Annotated in this window: 24 protein-coding genes and 1 tRNA gene; 20 read left to right on the top strand and 5 right to left on the bottom strand. The window is 62.3% G+C overall.

The annotated features are described in order from the left end of the window. Positions 1-56 precede the first annotated feature (56 nt). The 7 genes from LPB73_RS13525 to LPB73_RS13495 all read left to right on the top strand — a co-directional run bounded on the left by LPB73_RS13525 (position 57) and on the right by LPB73_RS13495 (position 7746). Positions 57-1202, top strand: a complete 1146-nt coding sequence (locus LPB73_RS13525; protein ID WP_231080850.1) for an isobutyryl-CoA dehydrogenase — start codon at positions 57-59, stop codon at positions 1200-1202. After that, on the top strand, positions 1199-2269 hold the full coding sequence (locus LPB73_RS13520; RefSeq protein WP_231080849.1) for an enoyl-CoA hydratase/isomerase family protein: 1071 nt from the start codon (positions 1199-1201) through the stop codon (positions 2267-2269). Before LPB73_RS13525 ends, LPB73_RS13520 begins: the two co-directional genes overlap by 4 nt. A gap of 66 nt (positions 2270-2335) precedes the next feature. Next, complete coding sequence (gene mmsB, locus LPB73_RS13515) at positions 2336-3223, top strand: 3-hydroxyisobutyrate dehydrogenase (RefSeq protein WP_231080848.1); 888 nt, start codon at positions 2336-2338, stop codon at positions 3221-3223. Positions 3224-3236: 13 nt separating this feature from the next. Next, on the top strand, positions 3237-4979 hold the full coding sequence (locus tag LPB73_RS13510) for an AMP-binding protein (RefSeq protein WP_231080847.1): 1743 nt from the start codon (positions 3237-3239) through the stop codon (positions 4977-4979). 106 nt (positions 4980-5085) lie between these two features. Beyond that, positions 5086-5547 (top strand): MaoC family dehydratase, encoded by a 462-nt coding sequence (locus tag LPB73_RS13505; protein WP_231080846.1) that lies wholly within the window; start codon positions 5086-5088, stop codon positions 5545-5547. 12 nt (positions 5548-5559) lie between these two features. After that, entirely contained in the window at positions 5560-6477 is a 918-nt protein-coding gene (locus LPB73_RS13500) for an SDR family NAD(P)-dependent oxidoreductase (protein ID WP_231080845.1), read from the top strand. Positions 6478-6561: 84 nt separating this feature from the next. Continuing rightward, positions 6562-7746, top strand: a complete 1185-nt coding sequence (locus LPB73_RS13495) for an NAD(P)/FAD-dependent oxidoreductase (protein WP_231081150.1) — start codon at positions 6562-6564, stop codon at positions 7744-7746. Positions 7747-7873: 127 nt separating this feature from the next. Here the strand turns inward: LPB73_RS13495 and LPB73_RS13490 are convergent, their stop codons facing one another. The 3 genes from LPB73_RS13490 to LPB73_RS13480 all read right to left on the bottom strand — a co-directional run bounded on the left by LPB73_RS13490 (position 7874) and on the right by LPB73_RS13480 (position 11370). After that, entirely contained in the window at positions 7874-8953 is a 1080-nt protein-coding gene (locus LPB73_RS13490) for a D-TA family PLP-dependent enzyme (protein ID WP_231080844.1), read from the bottom strand. Between the two features lie 113 nt (positions 8954-9066). Further along, positions 9067-10878, bottom strand: coding sequence for an ABC-F family ATP-binding cassette domain-containing protein (locus tag LPB73_RS13485; RefSeq protein WP_231080843.1), 1812 nt, complete (start codon positions 10876-10878; stop codon positions 9067-9069). Between the two features lie 9 nt (positions 10879-10887). Further along, a complete protein-coding gene (locus LPB73_RS13480; RefSeq protein WP_093758808.1) occupies positions 10888-11370 on the bottom strand; it encodes a YaiI/YqxD family protein in 483 nt (160 codons plus the stop codon). A gap of 158 nt (positions 11371-11528) precedes the next feature. Between LPB73_RS13480 and LPB73_RS13475 the strand changes: the two genes are divergently transcribed. The 5 genes from LPB73_RS13475 to LPB73_RS13455 all read left to right on the top strand — a co-directional run bounded on the left by LPB73_RS13475 (position 11529) and on the right by LPB73_RS13455 (position 15153). Then, positions 11529-12329: a hypothetical protein gene (locus LPB73_RS13475; RefSeq protein ID WP_093758807.1), complete on the top strand. Its 801-nt coding sequence runs from the start codon at positions 11529-11531 to the stop codon at positions 12327-12329. A 1027-nt stretch (positions 12330-13356) separates the two neighbouring features. After that, a complete protein-coding gene (locus tag LPB73_RS13470; RefSeq protein WP_231080842.1) occupies positions 13357-14187 on the top strand; it encodes an arylamine N-acetyltransferase family protein in 831 nt (276 codons plus the stop codon). 88 nt (positions 14188-14275) lie between these two features. Next, the gene (locus tag LPB73_RS13465; protein ID WP_184516099.1) at positions 14276-14431 is read left to right on the top strand and encodes a hypothetical protein; all 156 of its coding nucleotides are present in this window, start codon (positions 14276-14278) and stop codon (positions 14429-14431) included. Positions 14432-14602: 171 nt separating this feature from the next. Beyond that, positions 14603-14860 (top strand): hypothetical protein, encoded by a 258-nt coding sequence (locus tag LPB73_RS13460; protein ID WP_231080841.1) that lies wholly within the window; start codon positions 14603-14605, stop codon positions 14858-14860. Between the two features lie 50 nt (positions 14861-14910). After that, positions 14911-15153 (top strand): DUF2171 domain-containing protein, encoded by a 243-nt coding sequence (locus tag LPB73_RS13455; protein ID WP_089264607.1) that lies wholly within the window; start codon positions 14911-14913, stop codon positions 15151-15153. Positions 15154-15225: 72 nt separating this feature from the next. On the opposite strand, the gene LPB73_RS13450 is transcribed toward LPB73_RS13455, so the two are convergent. Both LPB73_RS13450 and LPB73_RS13445 read right to left on the bottom strand, forming a co-directional pair. Next, positions 15226-16230 carry a Bug family tripartite tricarboxylate transporter substrate binding protein gene (locus LPB73_RS13450; RefSeq protein WP_175367122.1) on the bottom strand — a complete coding sequence of 335 codons (1005 nt, stop codon included), beginning with the start codon at positions 16228-16230 and terminating at the stop codon, positions 15226-15228. A gap of 157 nt (positions 16231-16387) precedes the next feature. Then, a complete protein-coding gene (locus LPB73_RS13445) occupies positions 16388-16858 on the bottom strand; it encodes an outer membrane protein assembly factor BamE (protein WP_170849688.1) in 471 nt (156 codons plus the stop codon). A gap of 140 nt (positions 16859-16998) precedes the next feature. On the opposite strand from LPB73_RS13445, the gene LPB73_RS13440 reads away from it, so the two are divergent. The 8 genes from LPB73_RS13440 (at position 16999) to LPB73_RS13405 (ending at position 22501) form a co-directional block, all read left to right on the top strand. Continuing rightward, on the top strand, positions 16999-17541 hold the full coding sequence (locus tag LPB73_RS13440; RefSeq protein ID WP_184516102.1) for a ubiquinol-cytochrome C chaperone family protein: 543 nt from the start codon (positions 16999-17001) through the stop codon (positions 17539-17541). Then, on the top strand, positions 17538-18128 hold the full coding sequence (locus tag LPB73_RS13435) for a YceD family protein (protein ID WP_093758804.1): 591 nt from the start codon (positions 17538-17540) through the stop codon (positions 18126-18128). Before LPB73_RS13440 ends, LPB73_RS13435 begins: the two co-directional genes overlap by 4 nt. Before the next feature lie 202 nt (positions 18129-18330). Then, positions 18331-19392: a phosphate acyltransferase PlsX gene (plsX, locus tag LPB73_RS13430; RefSeq protein WP_093759130.1), complete on the top strand. Its 1062-nt coding sequence runs from the start codon at positions 18331-18333 to the stop codon at positions 19390-19392. Further along, complete coding sequence (locus LPB73_RS13425) at positions 19389-20366, top strand: beta-ketoacyl-ACP synthase III (RefSeq protein WP_231080840.1); 978 nt, start codon at positions 19389-19391, stop codon at positions 20364-20366. Before plsX ends, LPB73_RS13425 begins: the two co-directional genes overlap by 4 nt. A 145-nt stretch (positions 20367-20511) precedes the next feature. Further along, positions 20512-20847 carry an integration host factor subunit alpha gene (locus LPB73_RS13420; RefSeq protein ID WP_068730933.1) on the top strand — a complete coding sequence of 112 codons (336 nt, stop codon included), beginning with the start codon at positions 20512-20514 and terminating at the stop codon, positions 20845-20847. Positions 20848-20943: 96 nt separating this feature from the next. After that, positions 20944-21759 carry a MerR family transcriptional regulator gene (locus LPB73_RS13415; protein ID WP_231080839.1) on the top strand — a complete coding sequence of 272 codons (816 nt, stop codon included), beginning with the start codon at positions 20944-20946 and terminating at the stop codon, positions 21757-21759. An 80-nt stretch (positions 21760-21839) separates the two neighbouring features. Next, a tRNA-Pro gene (locus tag LPB73_RS13410) sits at positions 21840-21917 on the top strand. Between the two features lie 446 nt (positions 21918-22363). Further along, complete coding sequence (locus tag LPB73_RS13405) at positions 22364-22501, top strand: hypothetical protein (protein WP_165826964.1); 138 nt, start codon at positions 22364-22366, stop codon at positions 22499-22501. Positions 22502-22597 lie beyond the last annotated feature (96 nt).

Raw genomic sequence — 22597 nt, 5'->3', positions numbered from 1 at the left:
GGTGCACCGGGCCGTTTCATTTTCCCGGCTGATCAACAATCAACAAGAAGGGCGTGATGCAATTCGCTCTCGATGAGGAACAGACCGCCGTTCGCGACGTGGCGCGCGAATTTGCTGCGGAAAAGATCGCTCCCTTTGCGCTCCAATGGGACGAGGACAAGCATTTCCCCAAAGAGGTGATGCGCGAGGCGGCGCTGCTCGGTATGGGCGGCATCTACATTCGTGATGATGTCGGCGGCTCCGCACTGACGCGTTTCGACGCCGCGCTGATTTTCGAGGCGCTGGCGACCGGCTGTCCGACCACCTCGGCCTTCATTTCGATCCACAACATGGCGTCGTGGATGATTGATTCCTATGGCAGCGAAGCGCAGCGCCAGAAGTGGCTGCCGCGACTTTGCACTATGGAGCTGCTGGCGAGCTACTGCCTGACTGAGCCCGGCTCGGGATCGGATGCAGCGGCGCTGCGCACCCGCGCTGTCATCGACGGCGACCACTATGTGCTCAACGGCCAGAAGCAATTCATCTCCGGGGCCGGCGATACCGACGTCTACGTCGTGATGGTCCGTACGGGCGGCGAGGGGGCCGGCGGCGTCTCGACCATAGTTGTCGAGGCGGGCACGCCCGGTCTCTCTTTTGGAAATAACGAACGCAAGATGGGCTGGAACGCGCAGTCGACACGCGCGGTGATCTTCGAAAATTGTCACGTGCCGATCGCCAACCGGCTAGGTGACGAGGGCATCGGGTTCAAGATCGCCATGGCCGGCCTCGACGGTGGTCGTCTCAACATCGCGGCGTGTTCGCTCGGTGGCGCGCAGTCTGCGCTCGACAAGTCGTTGAGCTACATGAAAGAGCGGAAGGCGTTCGGCAAGCGACTCGACGAATTCCAGGCGCTGCAGTTTCGTATCGCCGACATGGCGACCGAACTGGAAGCCGCACGCACCTTCCTGTGGCGGGCGGCCGCGGCGCTGGACCGCAAGGATGCCGATGCCGGCATGCTCTGCGCGATGGCCAAGCGCTTCGGCACCGATATCGGTTTCGAGGTCGCCAACGAGGCGCTGCAGCTGCATGGCGGCTATGGCTATCTCGCCGAATACGGCATCGAGAAGATCGTGCGCGATTTGCGGGTGCACCAGATCCTCGAAGGCACCAATGAAATCATGCGGCTGATCGTGTCGCGCAAATTGATCGAGGGCGCGCGATGAGTTCAGACGTCGCAACGGAGACTGGCGACCTCATCGTCGCGCGGGAAGGCGCGGCCGGTGTGATCCGCCTGAACCGGCCGAAGGCGCTGAATGCCCTGACGCTGGAGATGACCCGCGAGATCGCCACGGCGCTCGATGAATTCGAGGCCGATCCAAAGGTCGCTTTGATCATCCTCGAAGGTGCTGGCGAGCGTGGACTGTGCGCGGGTGGTGATATCCGTGGCCTCTATGAGAGCGCCAAGGCCAAAGGCGATCTCGGCAAGATATTCTGGCGCGAGGAATATATCGTCAACGCGCGGATCGCGAAGTTTCCGAAGCCCTATGTCGCATACATGGACGGCTTTGTGATGGGCGGCGGCGTCGGTCTGGCCGGCCATGCCAGCCACCGCATCGTCACCGAGAAGACCAGGATGGCGATGCCGGAAGTGGGCCTCGGCTTCTTCCCGGACGTCGGCGGTACATGGCTGTTGTCGCGCGCGCCGGGCGAACTTGGGACGTATTTCGGTCTGACCGGGCTGACGGCAAATGGTGCCGATGCGCTTGCTGCACGTATGGCGGACGTCCTGATCGACACCGTCAAATGGCCGGCATTGCGCGAGGCGCTGACACAGCTGTCGGCGGGCGCCGATGCCGCGTCGGTGATGACGACACTCAAGAAGTTCGGAGCTCCGGAACAAACCGGTCCAGTCACGGCGCAGCGTGCGCTGATCGATCGCGCTTTCGCCCATGACAGCGTCGAGGAGATCGTGGCTGCGCTTGAGCAGGACGGTTCGGAGTTTGCGCTGGCGACGCTCAAGGCCATGTCCGACAAATCACCGCGGGGGCTCAAGGTTACCCTGAAGCTGCTGCGGCTCGCGCGCCGGTCGAAGTCGCTCGAGGAATGTCTGTCGCGCGAATATCTCGCGGCGCTGGAGGTATTCGACAGCCACGATTTCGTCGAGGGCGTGCGTGCGGCCATCATCGACAAGGATCGCAATCCGAAATGGCAGCCGCCGGATCTCAATGGCGTGACACCGGAGATCGTGGCGCGCTATCTCGCGCCGCGCGACGTTGCGCTCACCTTCTGAACGAAAGTTCGATTTCGCCGTTTTCATCAGGCTTTAAAAACAAACAAACGATCACGAGGGCAGGACATGACCAGCATTGCATTCATCGGTCTCGGCAATATGGGTGGCCCGATGGCCGCCAACCTGGTCAAGGCAGGCCACAAGGTGACGGGCTTCGATCTCGTCGAGGCGTCCCGCGCGCAGGCGAGGGCGGATGGCGTGACCATTGCTGACAAGGCGGTCGATGCCGTGAAGGGCGCCGAGGTCATCATTACCATGCTGCCGGCCGGCAAACACGTGGTGTCGGTCTGGAGCGAGGTCATTCCCGTGGCCGCCAAGGGTGCGTTGATGATCGATTGCTCGACCATCGACGTGGAAAGCGCACGCAAGGCGCATGAACTGGCGGCTGCGCAGAAGCTGCCGTCGGTCGATGCGCCGGTCTCCGGTGGCACTGGTGGCGCCAAGGGCGCGACGCTGACCTTCATGGCCGGTGGCGATGCCAAGGCGTTCGCGTCAGCCAAGCCGGTCCTCGAAGCCATGGGCAAGAAGATCGTCCATTGCGGGGATGCCGGCGCGGGGCAGGCGGCCAAGATCTGCAACAACATGATCCTCGGCATTTCGATGATCGGCGTCAGCGAAGCCTTCGTGCTCGCCGAGAAACTCGGCCTGTCGCATCAGGCGCTGTTCGATGTGGCCTCGACCTCGTCGGGCCAGTGCTGGTCGCTGACCACCTATTGCCCGGTGCCGGGACCGGTGCCGACATCGCCGGCCAACAATGAATACAAGCCGGGTTTTGCCGCAGCACTGATGCTCAAGGATCTCAGGCTATCACAGGAAGCCGCCAAGGCCGCCGGCGCCAGGACGCCGCTCGGCGCCCATGCCGAGAGCATCTATGAGACCTATGAGAAGGAAGGTCATGGCGGCGATGACTTTTCCGGGATCATTCATCATCTGCGGCATTTGATACCGAAATAGCGGGAGCGTCGGCATGACCACGTTCAAGCAGGCCCGCGCCTTCCTCCTCGAACACCGCACCGACTACGCCGCCGCCGTTGCCGGCTTTCGCTGGCCCGATCCGGTCGACTTCAACTGGGCGCTCGACTGGTTCGATGCCGAACTCGCCCATGATCCCGTCAGCAAGGACCGGACCGCGCTCTGGATCGTCGATGCGGCGGCCAGCCGCGAGACGAAGCTGTCGTTCGAGGTGCTGTCACGCCGCTCCAATCAGGTTGCCAATTTCCTGCGCGCGCAGGGGCTGCGGCGCGGCGATCATCTGTTGCTGCTGCTCGGTAATGTGGTGCCGCTGTGGGAGACCATGCTGGCGGCGATCAAGCTGGGCGTCGTCATCATTCCTGCAACCACGCTGCTAACGCCGGATGAGTTGCAGGACCGGCTCGACCGCGGACGTGCCAAGCTTGTGGTGGCGGCAGAGGACCAGGTCGCCAAGTTCGGCAGCCTGAAGACCGCGGGCATTGGTCAGATCGTCGTCAACGCCACGTCGCCACATGACGGCTGGCTCGCCTTCGAAAGCTCCGCGGATTTCCCCGATACATTCACGCCGGATGGTTCGACCAAAGCCGACGATCCGATGCTGCTCTATTTCACCTCGGGCACCACGGCAAAGCCGAAGCTCGTGCGGCACAGCCAGCGCAGCTATCCCGTCGGCGGACTCTCGACGATGTTTTGGATCGGACTGCAGCCGGGCGACGTGCATCTCAACATCTCTTCACCGGGCTGGGCCAAGCATGCCTGGAGCTGCTTCTTTGCGCCATGGAATGCCGGCGCAACGGTGTTCGTGGTCAATCAGCCGCGTTTCGACGCCAAGGGCCTGCTTGCCACCATCGGCCGCTGCGGCGTGACGACACTGTGCGCACCGCCGACAGTGTGGCGGCTCTTCATTCAGGAGAAGCTTGCCACCTTCAAGGTCGCGCTGCGCGAAGTCTGTGGCGCCGGTGAGCCGCTCAATCCGGAAGTGATCGATCAGGTCAAGGCGGCCTGGGGCCTCACCATTCGCGACGGCTACGGCCAAACCGAGACCACCGCGCTGGCCGGCAATTCGCCGGGCCAGACCGTCAAGGTGGGCTCCATGGGCCGTCCGCTGCCGGGCTGGAAGGTTCGCGTTGTCGATGCCGATGGCAATCCGGCGAAGGAGGGCGAGGTCAGTCTCGTGCTTGGCGTCGATCGCCCGGCAGGATTGATGCAGGGCTATCAGGCCGAAGACGGTAGTGTCAGCGGTGCAAGCGGTGAGATCTATCGCAGCGGCGACGTCGTATTTTCCGATGACGATGGCTATCTCACTTTCGTCGGTCGCTCCGACGATGTGTTCAAATCCTCGGACTATCGCATCAGCCCGTTCGAGCTGGAGAGTATCCTGCTGGAACACGATGCCGTGGCTGAGGCCGCCATTGTGCCGAGCCCCGATCCGATCCGGCTCGCCATCCCCAAGGCCTATGTGTTGCTGATCGGCGATACCGCGCCGTCCAAGGCGACGGCGCTGTCGATCTATCAGCATCTGCATGTGCGTCTGGCGCCGTTCAAACGCATTCGCCGGATCGAGTTCGTGACCGAGCTGCCGAAGACGATTTCGGGCAAGATTCGCAGGGTCCATCTGCGTCGGCTCGAACAGGCCGACGATCGCAGCGATCCCTTGCGCGGCGTCGAGTTTCGCGAAGAGGATTTCCCCGAATTGCAGGCACTCCGCGCGGCAGGATCGCAAGAGGGTGAGCGGTAATTTGTCGCGCTTTGCATGGCTGCAGCGCACAATTTCGCTTGGCGTCAAGGCGTGCGCTGTGGAATCTGCGCCCGCAACGCAACTGGATTTTGAGGACTGAGACTGAATGAGCGCGATGATTGAACGTGATGCCTATATCGCCATGGTAGGCAAGGAAGTCGGCGTGTCGCCCTGGCATGTCATGGACCAGAAGCGCATCGATGCGTTCGCCGCGGCGACGGAGGATTTTCAGTTCATCCATGTCGATCCCGCGCGTGCGCGCGAAACGCCATTCGGCACGACGATCGCTCATGGCTTCCTGACCATGTCGATGCTCTCGGTGTTTTCCTATGAGGCGCTGCCGCAACTCGCCGATGTCGCCATGGGAGTCAATTACGGTACCGATAAAATACGCTTCGTGTCGCCGGTGAAGGCGGGATCGCGCATCCGCGGCCGCTTCACGCTGACCGAGGCGACGTTGCGCAAGCCGAAAGAATTGTTCACACGCACCCATGTGACCGTCGAGATCGAAGGCGAGGACAAGCCGGCGCTGGTCGCCGACTGGCTCGGCCTTGTCTATTTCAATTAAGGAGCAAGCTACATGACCATTCGATTTGACGGCCGCGTCGCCGTCGTTACCGGCGCCGGCAATGGACTGGGCCGCGCCCATGCGCTCGGCCTCGCGAAGCTCGGCGCCAAGGTCGTGGTCAACGACTTCGGCGGCGCGCGCGATGGCACCGGCGGTTCGCTGACGGCAGCGGAATCCGTGGTCGAGGAAATCCGCGCAGCCGGCGGCACGGCGATGCCCGATGGCGCTGATGTCTCCAATTTCGAGCAGGTCAAGGCGATGGTCGACAAGGCGACCAAGGAGTGGGGCAGCGTCGACCTGATGTGCGCCAATGCCGGCATTCTCCGCGACAAGTCGTTCGCCAAGATGGAGCTCGCCGACTTCGCCAAGGTGCTGGACGTGCATCTCACCGGTACTTTCTATTGCTGCAAGGCCGTGTGGGAAGGTATGCGCGCGCGCAACTATGGGCGTATCGTGCTCACCACCTCGTCGTCCGGCCTCTATGGCAATTTCGGTCAGGCCAATTACGGCGCGGCCAAAACCGGCATGGTCGGCCTGATGAATGTGCTCGCCGAGGAAGGTCGCAAGACTGACATCCGCGTCAACATCGTGTCACCCACGGCAGCCACGCGCATGACCGAGGAACTGTTGCCAGCGCAGGCGCTGCAGTTGATGAAGCCGGAAGCGATCACGCCGGCGGTCGAATATCTCCTGAGCGAGAATGCACCGACCAAGACCATCATGGGCGCCGGCGCAGGCTCCTTCGCGGTCATCAAGATTCTCGAAAGCGAAGGTGTCAATTTCGCCGAAGCTGACTGGAGCCCGGATACGATTGCCGCGCATTTCGCGGACATTAGTGATATGTCCAAGGCCAAGGCGCTGGAAGGCGCTTTCCATCAGACCCAGAAGTATGTCGAGCAGGCCGCCATTCGCTTGGGCGTGAAGGCCTGATCGGCGGCTTCGCCACTGCGTGAGACCGTGACTGAGCCTGTGAAGAACCAAGTTGCGGTGATCGGCGCGGGTCCTGCGGGGCTGATGGCGGCCGAAGTGCTGAGCCGTGGCGGTGCTGCCGTCACGGTCTATGACGCGATGCCATCGGCTGGTCGCAAGTTTCTGATGGCCGGACGCGGCGGACTCAATCTCACTCATAGTGAGCCGCTGCCGGAATTCCTCAAGCGCTATGGCGCGGCGGAGGCGCAGCTTGCGCCGTCGATCTCGGCTTTCACGCCGACCGCGCTACGCGACTGGAGCGAGGCGCTTGGGCAGCCGACTTTTGTTGGGTCCAGCGGCCGGGTGTTTCCGCAGGCCTTCAAGGCATCGCCATTGCTGCGCGCGTGGCTGCGGCGGCTGGATGAGAGTGGCGTGCGGTTTGCCTTTCGTCACCGCTGGACAGGATGGGACGGCGATGGGCGTTTGACATTCCAAACGCCGGACGGCTCGCGGGCGATCGCCTGCAAGAGCGCGGTTCTTGCACTCGGCGGTGCAAGCTGGCCGCGGCTCGGCTCCGACGGTGCCTGGATCGATGTGTTGGCTGCGAAGGGCTTGAGCATCGCGCCGCTGCGTCCGGCGAATTCCGGCTTTACGGTCGCGTGGTCGGAGATATTCAAGGACCGTTTCGAAGGTCAGCCGCTGAAGGGTGTTGCGCTATCGTTCGGTGCACACAGCGTGCGCGGCGAGGCGATGGTCACGCGTGGCGGTATCGAAGGCGGTGGCATCTATGCGCTGTCGTCTCTGTTGCGCGAAGCGGTCATCGCGGATGGCAAGGCGACGCTGCGCGTTGCTCTTAGACCGGACCTCGATGCGAAGGAGCTGACCACGAAGCTGGCAGCATCGCGTGGCAAGCAGTCTTTCTCCAATTTCCTGCGCAAGGCGATTCATCTGTCGCCGGTGGCCATTGGGCTGCTGCAGGAAGTCGCTGTCCCAGAGGGCATTCAACTGGCGTCATTGCCGCCGGAGAAGTTGGCTGCCTTGATCAACGCCGTGCCGGTGACGCTCAATGGCGTCGCGCCGATCGCGCGTGCTATTTCGACGGCGGGTGGCGTCTCGTTCGATGAGATCGATGACGCCTTCATGCTGAAGCGTATGCCGGGCACTTTCGTCGCCGGCGAAATGCTCGACTGGGAAGCGCCGACCGGCGGCTATCTGCTGCAGGCGTCGCTTGCGACAGGAGCTGCAGCGGGCGAGGGCGTTTTGAGGTGGCTGGCTTTTTCGCCCCGATAGAACGCCGACCTCATGGTGAGGAGCGCGCTCTTGCGCGCGTCTCGAACCATGAATGTGTGTCCATCCTTCGAGACGGCGCCAAGCGGCGCCTCCTCAGGATGAGGTCCCGAGTGTAAGCGCTGTCGCGTTACCGCAGCTTCCCACGTGCGGCCACCGGTAGCGTGCCGATGATCTCGTCGCCGCGGACCATCACGACTTCATCGAACATGTTGACGACCACGCAGACGTGGTTCGGCACGATGCGGACGACGTCGCCGACATTGGGGCGGGTGTTGCTGCGGCCGAGATCGAGGAAGCCGTGTTCCTCGGCGAAGCGCGCGATCTTCGCTTCGGGATGTTCGAGGATCAGGCCGTAGCCGTCGAGACCGCCGGTGTCGGGCGTCAGCGTCTTGGACCCGGCATCGAGAATGCCGCGTTCCGGGCCGGCGCGGCTGACGACGGTCGAATAGACATTCAGCGCGCAGTCGTCCCAGGTCGCGGAGCCGGCGGCGACCTGCATGCGGTCGTTGTAGATGTAAGTGCCGAAGCGATGTTCGGTGGCGCCCTTCAGCGAGCCGACATTCTTCAGGTTCGGCGTGCCGCCGGTGGACACGATCGTCGGCTCGAGGCCGAGGGCGTGGACGCCGGCCAGCGCTTCATCGTAGAATTTCTGGGCGTCGGGCCAGCCGGTCTCGGTCGGGTACAGCATGAAGCCGGCGAAGGTCAGGCCTTTTGACGCTGCGATCTCTTTCGCGAGCGCAATCGCTTCCGCCGGCGTCTCGACGCCAGCGCGTTTGCGGCCAGTGTCGCATTCGACCACGACGTTGACGTTCCGGCCCGAAATCGCGGCGGCTTTCGGCAGGTCGCCAATGACGACAGAATTGTCGGCAGCGACGGTGATGCTCGCCTTCGCCTGCAGTGCGCCGAGCCGCGCCATCTTCTCGTCGCCGAGCAGATTGTAGCTGATCAGGATGTCGTCGATCCCGGCATCGGCCATGATCTCGGCCTCACCGAGCTTCTGGCAGGTGATGCCTTTGGCACCGGCTTCGATCTGCATCTTGGCGATGACAGGGCTCTTGTGGGTCTTGATATGCGGCCGGTTGGCAACGCCGGCATCGTCGCAGACCTTCTGGATGCGCGCGATGTTGCGCTCGACGCGATCCATGTCGATGACGAGGGCAGGCGTGCCGTAGTCGTTGGAGATCTTGGCGGCGAGTGTGGTGGTCATTGTGTCGTCTCCGGCATTTCCACCGTCATTGCGAGGAGCGAAGCGACGACGCAATCCAGTCTTCGCTTGTTGCCTCTGGATTGCTTCGCTTCGCTCGCAATGACGACTGACAGTTACGCGTTCTCGATTTCTTCGCGGAGCATTTCCAGCTCCAGCCATTGCTCTTCCGAATCCTGCAATTCCTTCTGTGCCTTTGACAGAGCAGCAGTCGCAGTGTCGAACTTCTTGCGATCCTTCTTGTAGAGGTTGGGATCGTCGAGATGGCGCTGCTGCTTGGCGATTTCGGAGCGCAGATTGTCCATCGCCTTCGGCAGGGTTTCCAGCGCGTGCTTGTCCTTGAAGTTCAGCTTGCGCTTGCCGGCGGGCTTCGACGCGTCCGACTTGCTGCCGTTACTCTTGGCAGCCACAGGCTCGGTCTTGGCCTCGCGCTTCAGGTCGGCGCCGCGCTGCGCCAGCATGTCGGTATAGCCGCCGGCATATTCCATCCACTTGCCGTTGCCTTCCGGCACGATCACCGAGGTGACGACGCGATCGAGGAAGTCGCGGTCATGGCTGATCAGGATGACGGTGCCTTCGTAATCACCGAGCATTTCCTCGAGCACGTCGAGGGTTTCGAGATCGAGGTCGTTGGTCGGTTCGTCCAGCACCAGCACGTTGGATGGTTTGGCCAATGCGCGGGCCAGCATCAAGCGGCCGCGTTCACCGCCGGACAGCACTTCGAGCGGGGTGCGCATTTGTTCTTGCGAGAACAGGAAGTCCTTCATGTAGCTGACCACATGCTTGGGCTGGCCGTTGACCATCACATGGTCGCCGCGGCCGCCGGTGAGGGCCTCCGCCAGCGTGGTCTTCGGGTTGAGGCTTTCGCGATGCTGGTCCAGCGTCGCCATTTCGATATTGGCGCCGAACCGGATGGTGCCTGAATCCGGCGGCTCGGTGCCGGTCAGCATATTGATCATCGTGGTCTTGCCCGCACCGTTCGGACCGACCACACCGATGCGATCGCCACGCTGCACACGGATCGAGAAGTCGTCGACGATCTTGCGGTCACCATAGGTGCGGCAGATGTTCTTCGCTTCGAAGATCAGCTTGCCGGACTTTTCCGCTTCGGCGGCAGCGAGCGTCGCGTTGCCCGCGGCGCCGCGATAGTCTTGGCGCTGCGCGCGCAGTTCATGCAGGCCTGCGAGGCGCTTGACGTTGCGCTTGCGGCGGCCGGAGACGCCGTGGCGCAGCCAGTGTTCTTCATTGACGATCTTGCGGTCGAGCTTGTGCTGGTCGCGCTCTTCTTCCGCGAGCACGTCATCACGCCACTGTTCGAAGGCCGAGAAGCCGCGATCGATCTGGCGGATCTGGCCGCGATCGAGCCAGGCCGTCGCACGTGAGAGGTTGCTGAGGAAGCGACGGTCATGGCTGATCAGCACCAGCGCGCAGCGGCGGCTGGCCAGTTCGCCTTCCAGCCATTCGATCGTGGTAAGATCGAGATGGTTGGTCGGCTCGTCGAGCAACAGGATGTCAGGCTCGGGCGCCAGCACGCGGGCCAGCGCCGTGCGGCGCGCTTCGCCACCGGACAGGTTGTTCGGATCCTCGTGGCCGGTGAGCCCGAGCTGTTCGAGCAGATATTGCGCCTGATAGATGTTGTGGCCGTCGCCCATGCCCGCCTCGACATAAGCGAGCGTCGTCGCATAGCCGGAGAAGTCCGGCTCCTGCGGCAGATACTGGACGGTCGCGCCGGGCTGTACGAAGCGGCTGCCTTTGTCGTTTTCGACGATCCCCGCCACGATTTTGAGGAGCGTCGACTTGCCGGAGCCGTTGCGGCCGATCAGGCAGACGCGCTCGCCTTGCGACACCGACAGTTCGACGCCGTTGAGCAGCGGCGTGCCGCCGAAGGTCAGGAAGATGTCTTTCAGCTGGATAAGCGGAGGAGCCATAAGGTCAGTTCAACTTTGTTTCGGCGCGGGCGCAAAGGCCGGGTCGCGCTGGATGCGGCGGATGGTTTGATCCAAGGCCGACAGGAACGCCGAGCGATCGCGCGGCGCGAATGATTTGGGACCACCGGTGATTTCGCCCGATGACCTCAAATCGGTCATCAGGTTGCGTACTGCGAGCGTCATCCCGATGGATTGTTCTGTGAACGGCTTGCCGTTAGGGGCAATTACCGCGGCGCCCGCCTTGACGCAGCGGCTGGCCAGCGGAACGTCTGCCGTGATCACGATATCGCCCTTCTGGGCGCGTTCCGCAATCCAGTCATCGGCCGCATCCATGCCCGAACCTGCGGCAATCCGCTCGATCAGGGGATCGTCAGGCACCCGGATGAAGTTTCCAGCGACCACGCTGACGGGCAGGCTGAAGCGGGCGGCGACGCGGTAAATCTCGTCTTTGACCGGGCAGGCGTCGGCGTCGATATAGATGCGTGTGGTCAAGGGAGCACAAGTTCCACGAAAAGGCAGTCATTTGCGGGTGGGCGATGTGGCGCTGGCGCGGGACAGTTCCCCGCCCGTCGCCTTGCCTCGAACATGGTGACGGGTATCATCTCCTGCCAAGGCGAACACTCAATTTCGCGCAGTTTTCGGGAGGAATCATGACCAAACGGCTCGAACCGTACCGTGTTGAGGCGTTTAACACCGCCAAACAGTCCGAAAACAAGATGCATGACGATTCTGTCGCCCGGAAATTCGGTTTCAGCGGAGGATTGGTGCCTGGCGTCGACGTGCTGGCCTATATGATCCATCCGCCGGTGCAGCACTGGGGACGGGATTTTTTGGAGCGTGGCCTGATCGAGGCCCGTTTCACCAAGCCGGTCTATGACGGCGAGACAGTCGAGGTGATCGCCGAGGAAGCCGGCGAGGGGCTCGCGCTGAGTGTTGAGGGCGGCGGCGAGATTCGTGCGGCCGGGACCGCATCGCTGACGGCCTTCCCGGTGGTGCCGTCGCTGGATAAATTCCCGGATACGGCGGCTGTGTCGAAGCGGCTGCCGGTGGATGCCAATTCCTACGCGCTCGACAAGTGGCTCGGGACGGCGCCGCGGGTCTGGCCGGAGGATGGACTTGCCGAATATCTGGGTGAGGTTCGCGAGGCCGACGATCGGTATTTGCGCGAGGGTATCGTGCATCCCGGCGTGCTGCAGCGGATCATGAACAAGGTGCTGGTGGACAATGCGCTGCTCGGGCCGTGGATTCACGTCGGCAGCAGGATGCAGTTGTTGGCGACCGCGAATACCGATGACGAGTTGATCGCGCGGGCGAAGGTGACCGCCAATTACGAGAAGAAGGGGCATCGGTTCGTCGAGCTCGATGCGATCATCGTGGCCAACGGCACGACACCCGTGGCGCATTGCCAGCATATTGCGATCACTCAGCCGCGCGAGGTCGTGGCGGCTTGATGTTGTAGAGCAGCGGCGCTCTTCCTTTTCCCTCCCCCGAGCGTAGCGAGCGGGGAGGGTGGCGCGTTTGAGAGCGGAGCGAACAAACGTGACGGGTGGGGTCGCGCAACAGGCGCCGCTCTCACGTGGGGAGAGACCTCACCCCGGCCTGTCGGCCGACCCTCCCCGCAAGGGGGAGGGATTCTTTGGCGGCCAGAGCGCCATCGCAGATTCAACTGTCAAACAGCCACGGCTCTCCAGACATGCGTCATCGCCCCCATTGTTTGCGGCGCGGGGGCGCCGTCGTCTTCTGCATTCCCACCCTCTTGTGAGAGGGCGTGCGGAACGCCGGGTGCCCGTTGCACCCTTGGGCCTGATGCGAATGCGGTCTTCCGCAATTGAGAGTGCATCAGGACTTTCGGAGGCGCCGAGCGATTGCCCAGCGTTCCGCCTGCGGTGTTTTTTCGGTTGCTTGCACATCTGCCATGGCGAACGGTCCCATCACCAAAATTAATGTCCCAGGGCGGAGGGACAGGGTAGCCGCAAAGCACTTGGCCGAACGCGTTTCGATTTGGTCGTCCGTCACACTGTCCAGGGGTCTTTCCATCCGAAGGTCGGCCGTGTCCTTGCCAGTGGCAGTGCTGGCGCAGATCCGTCCTGCCCGAAGACAGACGTCCCCCATGAACCGCGTGACGCCGCATCTCCGGCGTCCACCGCATCCCACCCCGCGAACGTGACGATCGCGATCGCCCCTCTCGGTGGGGCAGGACGGAGGGGAATATAATCAAGATAGGGATGTTGTCAATAAAAAATAGGAAAAAATGTTTGGTGCGGGCTTGCCGCCCCACGCTCGTCATTCCGGGGCAGGACCGAACCCGGAATCCCAGCATGGGAGTCTCCGTAGAGCCAAACATTCCGGGATTCCGGGTTCGCACTACAGCGGCTTCGCCGCTTTCGCGCGCCCCGGAATGACAAAGGCGGTGACCTTTTGTCGCCCGCTGCTGTCGGATGGGCTATGTCAGAGCGAGATGATGAAGAGGCAGAAATGATGACGGATGTTTTTCGGCTGGATCGCTATCTCGCGCGGATCGGCTTTGACGGATCGGTTGCGCCGGATCTGGCGACACTGACGGCCATTCATGTCGCTCACATCAATGCGCTGCCTTTCGAGGGTCTCAATCCGTTTCTCCGTCTGCCGGTCAAGTTGGACATGGCGTCATTGCAGCAGAAACTCATCGATGGCCGACGTGGTGGCTATTGCTATGAGCTGAACGCGATGCTGCGGGCCGCGCTCGAGACGATCGGCTTCAAGGTCACTGGCCTCGGCGCCCGGGTGCGTTGGAATGCGCCGCCGGACAGTCCGCTTGGCCCCAGGACGCACATGCTCCTGAAGGTCGATCTTCCGGACGGACCCTATCTCGCCGATACCGGCTTTGGCGCCTGCGTACTCGATGCACCCCTGCGGCTCCTCGCGGGGACCGAGCAGCAAACGGCGATGGGGACCTATCGGCTGATCGAAGCCGATGGCCTGTTGTCGCTGAGCGCGAAGCGGGCGGACGGCTGGCGGACGATGTACGTGTTTGACCTCGCGCCGCAACTGCCGTCGGATTACGAGCTCGGCAACTGGTACACATCGACCAGTCCCTTCGTGCCCTTCACCTCGACGCTGGTGATGGAGCGCGTCAGCAGCGGCCGGCGTTATAAGCTGGTCAATCGCCACCTGATCACGGAGGGACGCGACGGCGAACCGGTGTCTGAACGCGTGCTCGGCAGCGCTGCGGAGTTGCAGCAGGTTCTCGACGAGACCTTCGGCGTCACGCCGCCGGCATCCGCCGACGAGATATTCGCGGTTATCAGCGCAAATGCGGAGCGCCGTTGACTGCTGCGTAATCTCTCCATTTCGACCCGATTGCAGCGAATGACGCCTTCGGCTAATTCGCCCCCGGGATCATCACGAGGAACGTCAAATGTCGCTGTCATCCGCCAAGAACTACGCGCTGCGTGCCGCCAAGTCGCAGGACCAGAAGGAGGCCACCGAGCTTTTGTCCAAGGCGATCATGGAATTGACACTGGCGATCGAGGCGCAGGACGCCAAGATCAAGAAGATGAACAAGGGCGGGTAGGATCGGGCGAGCCGCACAACAGTGAGAAAGTGGATCGCTCCCGTCGCCGTCATTGCAGCGCTGGTTGTCGGCGGAGCTTTCTTTCGTGATGACATTCTTGAATATTCCGGAATTGCTTGCGCCACGACGATCAAGCGCGCGGTGCCGTCCCCGGATGCGACTAGGACTGCCGTGATTTTCGAGCGCGAATGCGGTGCAACAACGCCGTTCAACACGCAGGTCAGTCTGGTGCCTAAAGGGCAGAGTTTCTCGCCGAGGCGTTATCCGTCGTTTCTGTCTATCGGCGGACAGCACGCGCTGGCGATCCGGTGGATCGGAGAAAGAGCGCTCGAAGTCGATCTTCCGAAGACCGATCGGGTTTTTCGGAACGAAACGACGGTCGATGACGTGTCTGTTGCTTATCTATCGGCCGGCCGCGGCCCGAATTGAACCTATTGCCCAGCCGCACGTTCAGTATTCCCCACATAAGAGGATACGACATGAGCGCGCTCAGCAAGATCAAGGAACATATGGAAGTCATCGGCGCCGACGGCGTTCATGTCGGCACGGTCGACAAGGTCGAGGGCAACCGCATCAAGCTGACCAAGAAGGACAGCGGCGAGGGCAGCCACAAGGGTCATCATCACTTCATCGATGGCGGTCTGGTCGCCGAGGTCGAGGGCGACAAGGTGCGGCTCTCGGCCAATGGCGACGTCGCCTTTGCCATGGAAGAAGAGAAGTAGAACGAAAAAGCCCCGCGGTGCGAACCGCGGGGCTTTCGTTTACATAGCGCCGTTGGAGTGACGTGAGGTGTCTCACTTCACCTCCATCTGCAGGCCTTCCTTGTCGATGATGGTCTTGAACTTGGCCGTCTCGGCCTCGACGAAGGTCTGGAATTGCTGAGGTGTGCCGTAGTCCGACACGGCGCCCATGGCTGCGATGGTCTTCTTGGTCGCGTCGGTGCCGAGCAGAACCTTGATCTGCTCATTGAGCGAGGTCACGGCTTCGGTCGGTGTGCTCTTCGGATAGAACACGCCGAACCATGACGCGACGTCGAACTTCTCCAGCTCGGGCGCGGTCTCGCGCATCGCTGGGACGTTTGGCGCCTGCGCATTGCGCTGCTGCGTGGTGACGGCGAGGCCGGTGAGCTTGCCGTCGAGCACCTGCGGCAGCGACGGATAGAGATTGTCGAACAGGATCTGGATGTCGCCAGCGAGCGCGGCCTGCAGCGCGGGGCCTGCACCGCGGAACGGCACGTGCTGCATCTTCAATCCGGTGAGTTGCAGCCACCATGCGCCGGTGAGATGCGGGCTCTGGCCGACGCCCGACGAGCCATAGTTCAGCTTGTCCGGATTGGCCTTGATATAGGCGATCAGCTCCGGGATCGTCTTGATCGGCACACTCGGATGCGCGCAGACGATGTTCGGAATCTTGATCATGTTGGAGACCGCCTGCAACTGATCGCTCTTGTAGGTCAGGTTCTTGAAGATGCTGTAGGCGATGGCGTTGGGGCCGGGATTGCCGACCAGGATGGTGTGGCCATCGCCCTTGAGACGCGCGACTTCGGCGGTGCCGATGGTGCCGCCGCCGCCCGAGCGGTTTTCCACCACAACCGACTGGCCCCAGACCGGCTGCAGATGCGCGGCCAGCATGCGGCCCATTACGTCGGTGGAGCCGCCGGCTGCGGCGGGCACGATGACGCGGACGGTTTCGGTGGGCTTCCATTCGCCGGCGCCGAGACTCGCGCGCGGCAGGATCGCGGCGCTGGTGATCGCGGCGGCGCCGGTGAGTACACGGCGACGGGTAACCAGATTGGTCATAGCTTCTTCCCTCGATGGTGTCGTTTTGGTTTTTGATCTTGCTGAAATCGTAGTGAGGCAGATGGTGGCGGGCAAGCCGACGTTAGCCACAGCGTAAAGAAAAGCCCCGCAGCGTGTGCTGCGGGGCTTTTGCAATTCAGCGATTTGATAGTTCCGCCTAGCGGAAACTGATCAGCTTGAACAGCGGCGTGAGGTAGCTCATTTCCTGACCGGAGGTCGGCGTGGTGCGGCTGATGAAGTCGAAGATCTTGCCGTCCTGCAGGCCGTAATTGGCGAGCCGGATGACCTTGCGGTTCTTGTCGAAATAGATCGCGATGACGCGCTGGTCGGTGACCTTCTGCGGCATGAACGCGACGGCGCGTTCGGCGCGCTGCGAGATGTAATAGAACACTTCGCCCGATAGCGTGGCGACGGTGGAGGGCGTGCCCATCACGATCAGCACCTGATCCTGGCTGGCGCCGATCGGGATCTGCTCCAGCGCGCCGGGGGGCAGGATGTAGCCCTTCTGGAATTGCTCGGCACAGGCGCCCAGCGTGACGCAGAGGGCCGCGACCGCGAGTACGGCGCGCATGCCGCGCCAGCCACGTGTCAGCCGCGCCTTCGCGCTGATGGAGGTCGAAATTGTCATAGCGGAGGGGGTCCCATCCTCTTGATTCTCGGGAAGGCCTTGCTTCCGAAAGACTTGCATCCCGGAAGGCGTTGACGTACCGGGCAGAACCTCTGAATGCAACATGCGCGTGCCCGAGGGGCCCGCCTGAGGAACCCAAGATGGTCTGGCCGTTCAGTCACTTCAGAAAGCCCCCGGCGCCGTTGCGCGGCACCATTGAAGCCATCTATGGCATGATCGTGGCGCAGGCGCGAGAACCCTTGTTTTATCGGGACTTGGGAGCACCGGATACGGTAAACGGGCGTTTCGATATGTTGCTGCTGCACCTGTGGCTGGTGCTGCGCCGGATGAGTCCGAAGGATGAGTTGTCGCAGGGACTTTTCGACAGGTTCTGCGGCGATATGGACGATAACCTGCGCGAACTCGGCACCAGCGACATGAAGGTGCCGAAGAAAATGCGGGAATTCGGCGACGCGTTTTACGGCCGGACAGGCGCCTATGACGCAGCGCTTGGCGCAGGCAGGGAGCCTCTGGCGGCGGCGCTGTCGAAGAATATCTATTATGGCATGGACATCGAGAACGCCCGGCGTCTCGCCGTTTATGTCGAAGCGGCGAATGCCCGTCTGGGCACGCTGGATGCAACGACACTGACATCAGGCGCGTGGCATTTCCCGTCGCCTGCGGAGACCTTGGTAACGACATGAACAAACCCGACCGCACCGTGGATCTCACGCCGCCCTGGAGCGTGCCCATCGCCGTGATCCAGATCCCGGAAACGGGGCTGGCGCGCGACATCGAGGCCACGCCCGAGGAGCGCAAGCGGATCGCCGAACTCGGCGGCCTCGTCAGCGTAGGCGCCGTGAAAGGCGAACTCCTGCTGAGCCCCGTCAAGGGCGGCACAGTGCATGTGACCGGTCGTATTTGGGGCAAGGTCGAGCAGACCTGCGTGGTGACGCTGGACCCGCTGGCTGCCGATTTCGAGGAAGAGATCGACGTGATTTTCGCGCCGCCATCGCAGATTCGCGAACTCGCCGAATCGGTGGACGAGGACGTTGAGAGCGACGAGGAGACCCCGGATCCGCCGGAGCCGATCGAAAACGGCTTCATCGATCTCGGCAAACTGGCGACCGACGCGCTGTTTCTGGGGCTGGACCCGTATCCCCGTAAGCCCGATGCCGTGTTCGAGCCGGTGGTCGAGGTTCCGGACCCGGAAGAGCACCCGTTTGCGGCCTTGAAAGCGCTGAAAACCGCCCCTGAGACGCCCAAATCCAAAAAGCCCGGGAAGGGCTGAGACCGGGGTCCGATTCCACGCCCCGTGCGGCTGGCGGGACAAAAGCGCCCGGTCAAGATGTTGTATCGGGTCACGGAAACGCTATTGTCCCCGGCCGAAATCGGGTTAATGCCATAACTTCGCCGTCTGCTGCCAAATGCGGCAGACTTCGTCCGCGGCCACGAGCGTCACAGGCCGCAAGAGACAGGTTTCCGGAACGTCCATGCCGAAAAAGGTTCGCATCGCGCTAGACGCCATGGGTGGCGACATCGGCGCATCGGTGGTCATTCCCGGCGCCGCGATTTCGTTGACCCGGCATCCCGACAGCGAGTTCCTGCTGTTCGGTGACAGCGCGCTGATCGAGAAAGAACTCGCCAATCATCCGGCACTGAAGGCTGTATCGAAGGTGATCCATACCGACGTTGCCGTCAGCATGCATGACAAGCCGAGCCAGGCGCTGCGCCGTGGCCGCAAGGTCTCGTCGATGTGGCTGGCGATCGAGGCGGTGAAGAAGGGCGAGGCCGATGTCGCGATCTCCGCCGGCAATACCGGCGCGCTGATGGCGATGGCGCGCTTTTGCCTGCGCATGCTTGACGGTATCGAGCGTCCCGGCCTGGCCGCGATCTGGCCGACCACACGCGGCGATTCCGTCGTGCTCGATCTCGGCGCCACCATCGGCGGCGACGCCAACCACCTGAAGACTCTTGCTGTCATGGGCAGCGCCATGGCCAGCGCGCTGTTCGATCTGGCCCGGCCGACGGTCGGTCTGCTCAATATCGGCGTCGAGGAAATCAAGGGCGGCGACGAAATCCGCGATGCCGCCGAACTGCTGCGCACCGCCAATCTGCCGCAGCTCGAATTCATCGGCTTCGTCGAAGGCGACGGCATCGGCCGCGGCGATGCCGACGTGATCGTCACAGAAGGCTTCAGCGGCAATATCGCGCTCAAGGCGGCCGAAGGCACGGCGCGGCAGTTCGCCGAATATCTGCGCAATGCCATGGCGCGCACCTGGCGCTCGCGCATCGGCTATCTGTTCGCCAAGAACGCCTTCAAGGCGGTGCGCGACAAGGTCGATCCGAACAAGTCCAACGGCGCGGTGTTTCTCGGCCTGCGCGGCATCGTGGTGAAGAGCCACGGTGGCACCAATGCCGACGGTTTCGCCTATGCGGTGGATGTCGGTTACGACATGGTCCGCTACGACCTTCTCACCAAGATCAATCAAATGCTCAACCGCGACGGCCAAGCGCTCCCTGCGAGCCCGGCTGCGCAGGAGGCTGTCTCGTGACTGCGATACGTTCGGTCGTGCTCGGCTGCGGCTCTTACCTGCCGGAGCGGATCCTGACCAATGCCGAACTGGCATCCAAGGTCGACACATCGGACGAGTGGATCGTCCAGCGCACCGGTATCAAGCAGCGCCACATCGCTGCGGCCGGCGAGTTCACCTCGCATCTGGCGATCAAGGCCGCGCAGGCGGCGCTGGCCAATGCCGGCGTCGATGCGCAGTCCATCGATCTCATTGTGCTGGCGACCTCGACCCCGGACAATACATTCCCGGCGACGGCCGTTGCGGTGCAGAACGCGCTCGGTATTACCCATGGCGCGGCGTTCGACCTGCAGGCGGTGTGTTCCGGCTTTATCTTTGGATTGACCACCGCCGACAGCCTGTTGCGCACCGGCGCCGGCAAGCGCGCGCTGGTGATCGGCGCAGAGACTTTCTCGCGCATTCTCGACTGGACCGATCGCGGAACCTGCGTGCTGTTCGGCGATGGTGCCGGTGCAGTGGTGCTGGAAGCACAGACCCAGCCCGGTGAAGCCAGCGATCGCGGCGTGCTGACCACGCATCTGCGCTCGGACGGCCGGCACAAGGAAAAGCTGTTCGTCGATGGCGGCCCGTCCTCGACGCAGACAGTGGGTTACCTGCGCATGGAAGGCCGCGAGGTCTTCAAACATGCGGTGGGCATGATCACCGACGTGATCGTCGATGCGTTCAAAGCCACCGGCGCCAGCGCCGAGACCATCGACTGGTTTGTGCCGCATCAGGCCAACAAGCGCATTATCGATGCGTCCGCGCACAAACTGCATATTGCACCGCAAAAAGTGGTGCTGACCGTGGACCTTCACGGCAACACGTCGGCGGCGTCGATTCCGCTCGCACTATCGGTGGCGGTCAACGACGGCCGCATCAAGAAGGGCGACCTCGTCTTGCTCGAAGCCATGGGCGGCGGCTTCACCTGGGGCTCTGCACTCATTCGCTGGTGATGCGCCGGTGATGATGCAGATCGACAACATCTCAAATTGTCATGATTTTCCATGCCTTTGCATCGATGGTGACTGTTGACCGGAGCGCGTTAACCTCCTAATTTCTGACGCGAATTTGGTTCGCCGAGAGTAGTTGGGGCAGGCGATGACGGGCACGGGAAAAACAGTCACACGCGTTGATCTGTGCGAAGCGGTCTACCAAAAGGTAGGTCTCTCGCGCACGGAGTCGTCCGCGTTTGTTGAACTGGTTTTGAAAGAAATTACGGATTGTCTGGAGAAGGGCGAGACAGTGAAGCTGTCCTCGTTCGGCTCCTTCATGGTGCGCAAAAAAGGCGAGCGCATCGGCCGCAATCCGAAGACGGGCACAGAAGTACCGATCTCGCCGCGGCGAGTGATGGTATTCAAGCCGTCGGCGATCCTGAAACAGCGGATCAACGGCGACAGTACCGCAGTTGGCAACGGTAAAGATCACGACGACTAGCGTTTGTTTTGACGCGTTTTCTTCACGCGAACCGGTAGCCACTTCGCTTGAAAACGCTTTTGGTGAACCACAGGGCGAACCACAGGGATCCTGCACTTGGACAAAGCGCCGGATGCGTTTCGAACCATAAGCGAGGTCGCTGACGATCTCGATATACCGCAGCATGTTCTGCGGTTCTGGGAAACGCGGTTCACTCAAATCAAACCGATGAAGCGATCCGGCGGCCGGCGATACTATCGTCCGGACGATGTCGATCTGCTGCGCGGCATCCGCCGGTTGCTCTACGGCGAAGGTTATACCATCCGCGGCGTGCAACGAATCCTGAAAGAGAACGGCATCAAGTCGGTGCAGGGGCTGGTCGATGGCCACGCTGCGCCGAGCTTCGCGCCGACGTCTGCCGCCATCGCGCCGCGCGTCCAGGCGAAGCGTCCCGTGATCGAAGAGGATCACGAGGAAGAAGAGGCCGAGGACGAGGCTGAACGCGACGAGGAGATCGAGGAAGAGGCCGAAGACGAGGCTGACGCCGAAGGCGCCGAGGACGAGGAAGAAGAAGAGGGCGACGAAGACGACGGCGAAGATGGCGAGGACGAAGAGGCTGAGGAAGAAGACGAGGAGGAGGCTGCTGCCGCTCCCGTCGCCGCCCGCCGCGAACCTCCGATGACATCGACGTCGCCGCGCGTGGATCCACAGCTGCAGCGGCCGCCGTCGCGGGCAAACCCCGTATTGGCAAATCCTGTTGCGGGGCGGCCCGAACCGACGATGACGGCTCCGACGCAGAGCGCAAGACCGGCTGCGGTCCCGAGCCCAAGGCCAAACCCGCAGCGCCGGCTCGAGCGCGAACGGCTCGAAGCCGTGCTCGAGGAGCTGCTGGCGGCGCGCCGGGCGCTCGATACGGCGATGAAGGACGGCTAGCCGCCGCCCCACAACCAATCCGTTCCAATCCGCTCAGCCTTCTTGCGCCTCGGACGGATCGAAGCTACACGATGCCCCATCGGAGCGTAGCGCAGCCCGGTTAGCGCACTAGTCTGGGAGACTAGGGGTCGGAGGTTCGAATCCTCTCGCTCCGACCATTTTTCCAAATCATTTCAAGACATTAGTAGTCTCGCACGCGAGCGGTGCCGCCTGAATAGGGTGGCCTCGATCAAGCGCCCGCGACGCCAGCCTTACGATTTCGGTTCGACGAAATCACCGTGAATCACGTCGTCTTTCCGTCCGGCGAACCAGAGAAGCCCGACATAGGCCGCTGCACCAATAAGGAAGCCGAGGACAATAATCTCTAACATAATATCTACTCTACGCTGAAAACATTAGACTTCTCCCGGCTCCGGGTTCCGTCAATTGCCCCAGTCGCACTCCTTAATGAATCCTTGCCGTCGTGACCCTTTGGCCACAGATGCCGGTGACCACGAATCCGATGTCGCCTAAGGGCGGCCAGGCGGGTGGCGCCGACATGTCTTTTTTGCGCCAATGGAACTCTTGGTCATCGGGCCGATTATCTTGAAAACAGGAGGCTCGCATGGCAAGTCACTGGCATACCGCAGATGGCCCATCGGAGATCCGGCATGACGATGATATCGGCTACTACGGTGGCTGGACCATCAGCGGGTTAGCGGTGGTTGCGACCATCACGGCTGTTTGGCTGTTTGGTATCTAGCCCACTGCGTAACTGAAGCCCTGCGACAACGCAGCAGCGATGCGCGCGAACGCTTAATGATGGTGACGAAAAAGGCCCGGAGCATATGCTCCGGGC

The sequence above is a fragment of the Tardiphaga sp. 37S4 genome (assembly GCF_021044645.1).
Taxonomy (GTDB): domain Bacteria; phylum Pseudomonadota; class Alphaproteobacteria; order Rhizobiales; family Xanthobacteraceae; genus Tardiphaga; species Tardiphaga robiniae.
Note: the sequence above shows the minus strand (reverse complement) of the source record. Positions and strands in the feature narration are given on the sequence as shown.